Annotated in this window: 3 protein-coding genes; 1 reads left to right on the top strand and 2 read right to left on the bottom strand. The window is 62.9% G+C overall.

The genetic code is table 11. The features are described 5' to 3' along the window. On the bottom strand, positions 1-139 hold a 139-nt coding region (locus tag AC2VON_RS03325), incomplete at its 3' end, for a glycosyltransferase (RefSeq protein ID WP_486951668.1). 107 nt (positions 140-246) lie between these two features. Then, positions 247-1,011 carry a GAP family protein gene (locus AC2VON_RS03320; RefSeq protein WP_486951667.1) on the bottom strand — a complete coding sequence of 255 codons (765 nt, stop codon included), beginning with the start codon at positions 1,009-1,011 and terminating at the stop codon, positions 247-249. A 601-nt stretch (positions 1,012-1,612) separates the two neighbouring features. On the opposite strand from AC2VON_RS03320, the gene AC2VON_RS03315 reads away from it, so the two are divergent. Continuing rightward, positions 1,613-1,982: GDP-mannose 4,6-dehydratase (locus AC2VON_RS03315; RefSeq protein WP_486951666.1), on the top strand; the 370-nt coding region annotated here is incomplete at its 3' end.

The raw sequence follows: 1,982 nt of genomic DNA, 5'->3' as shown, positions 1-1,982 counted from the left end.
CGAAGTCGACGCCGTCCTGGTCAAGGATGCTCCGCAGACAACGTTCGATCGTCGCGCCGTTGTTGTACATGGGTACACATACCGAGACGCGCGGAGTCCTGGTCGCTTCGTCACGATAGTCGGCGTCTACCGACACCACGGTTGTCGCATCAGTCGGGAGCGAAACCACCTTCGCCGCCCCTGGTCGGTCAGCCACTGCAGCCTTAGCGGATGCCAGCTGGTCGAGTGCACTTCGCAGAACCCACCTCAGAGACTGCCTATGCCCTGGAACATTAACGCCACTCCACTGACGCCCAGCGCCGTTTGGGAAATCCGGGCACGGTGAACGTGTAGCCAATTCTGCACACGCAGCATGACCGCTTGAGTTTTGTCGGGCTCCACCAGATAGCAGACCAGTGGAATCTCGATGACCGCAAGAACCATCACGGTGTACACGAGGAATGCGCTGAACTGCGTGCCGATGGCAGCGCCCGAAGCCATGATGATGGTCAGCAGCATCAAGGTCTCCACCGGCGGCGTCGCCGACCCGAGACCAACCACGAACGCCGGCCAGAAAAATCCCCGGTTCAGGATGTTCTGGTTGAGAGTTCCGAGCTTGGCGAACAATCGCAGGACGCGCGGCTGCGCCGCGACCCCGGACCCATCGCTGTGGCCACAGACCGCTGCGACAGGCCGTAGCATTCGCGCCCGCTCACGCGCCAAGAGGACCACTAGGGACACCAGCGCAATCGCGCCGAGAGTGATCTTGAGATGCCCACCTTCGAAGAAGGCGATCGAGGATCGCACGTCTGCGACCACGGCCGCCGCACTCCGCAAAGCTGCCATCGCGGTGTCGCGCATGACAACCAGCACAGCCATTCCGATGCCGATGCCCGCGATCATGCCGCCCATCCAGAAAGCGAAGAGGTTGAGCATGGGGCGCTGTCGCGACAACACGACGGCGACGAGCCCCAACCGCAGCGGGTCGAGCGCCATCCCAAAGCCCAGAAATAGCACGCTGTTCCATAACATCACCTGGGAGGCTACTATGCTCCGTCGCGTCTCGCGGCATAACGGCCGGATCGCCACATCGAGTTCTCTCTTGCCAGCTACCCGCTTACCAACTACCGGGCGCGGGGCGATAGGCGACTTCCCGTGACGGTACATGTGGGCGCGTGTTGTGCGTGTCGCCCCGAAGTGCTATGGCATGGCCTGGTGACCTTTCGGCAAGGTCAGGTATCGACGACGTTTCCACCAGTACGCGCCACCGCCGGCGGCGGTGCACACGTCCCAACCCAGACTCGACGAGACCCGACCCGACTGACAAGCTCGCCACTCGATACCGGCGTCATCCGAGCGGCAACCAGAGGGCGGCGAGCCTGTCGTTTTCGCCACCCGCGACGCGCGCTCAGCAACGAAGCGGCCAAGGAATGACTGATGACTATCCCATCCGCACGCGGTGTACAGCTAATACTCGAAGCGCGCAGACAGGTCGCCCGGCTGCAGTCAGTAGTATGAGGCGCAGTCCGCGGGAATCGGGTCGAGCACTCTGATCACGTGCTCGCATGTCCCTGTACTTTGGACCGGGCACAGGCGCTGTGGTCCGGAGTGCACGGACAGAAGTGGGAGACCGGTGAAGCGAGCGCTCATAACAGGCATTACCGGACAGGACGGGTCCTACCTCGCCGAATTGCTGCTGCGTAAGGGATATGAGGTCCACGGCCTCATCCGTCGCGCCTCGACTTTCAACACCTCGCGGATCGATCACCTCTACGTCGACCCCCACGACGCCGGCGCCCGGTTGTTTCTGCACTACGGCGACCTGATCGACGGGACCCGGCTGGTCACGCTGCTCAGCACCATCGAACCCGACGAGGTGTACAACCTCGCGGCGCAGTCTCACGTGCGGGTCAGTTTCGACGAACCGGTGCACACCGGTGACACCACGGGCATGGGATCCATGCGTCTGCTCGAGGCGGTGCGCCTGTCCAAGGTGCACTGCC

It is taken from the genome of Mycobacterium sp. TH-M82 (assembly GCF_057473605.1).
The sequence above is the reverse complement of the archived record's forward strand: the minus strand, read 5'-3'. Positions and strand labels throughout refer to the sequence as shown.